At 69.2% G+C, this 517-nt stretch carries 1 pseudogene; it reads left to right on the top strand.

Annotation, left to right across the window (positions count from 1 at the left end):
* Positions 1-517, top strand: a pseudogene (locus AC0L21_RS38035) (caspase family protein); the annotation flags it as partial.

Here is a 517-nt window from a genome sequence, read left to right as displayed (position 1 = left end):
GGACGGCGGCAGGAGCCGTTCGTCTACGGATCGCTCGGTGGCGACACCGTGGCGCTGGTGCCGCAGGTTGCGCCGCCCGTCGATCCGAACGCGGAAGCCCGGCGGGACTACGAATTTGCGGCTCAGATCGGCACAAGGGAGGCATGGACCTCGTTTCTCGGCGTTCACGGTAGCGGCCCCTACGCTGTGTCTGCTCATGCGGCCCTCGACAAGCTGGACGCGGCGGAGAAGGCCCGTGAAAAGGCAGACCTGCTGAGGCGGCAAGCCGAACAGCAGGCCGGGCAGAAGAACGAGGACGTCAAGAAGCAGATCGAGGAGCAGGCTGCGCGCCAGGCCGAGCAGGCGAAGCTCCAGGTCTCGGAACAGACCCGGCGCGATCTGGAGAAGGAGCGCCAACGCCTCGCCGACCAGGCCAGGCGCGAGCTCGACGATGCCCGGCGGCAGGTTGCGGAGGCGCGCCGGCAGGCCGAGGACGCGGCCCTTCAGGTCGAGCAGGCGAAGAAGCAGGCCGCGCTGG

Source organism: Bradyrhizobium sp. WSM4873, from assembly GCF_055811355.1.
This window is presented reverse-complemented; position numbering and strand designations above follow the sequence as displayed.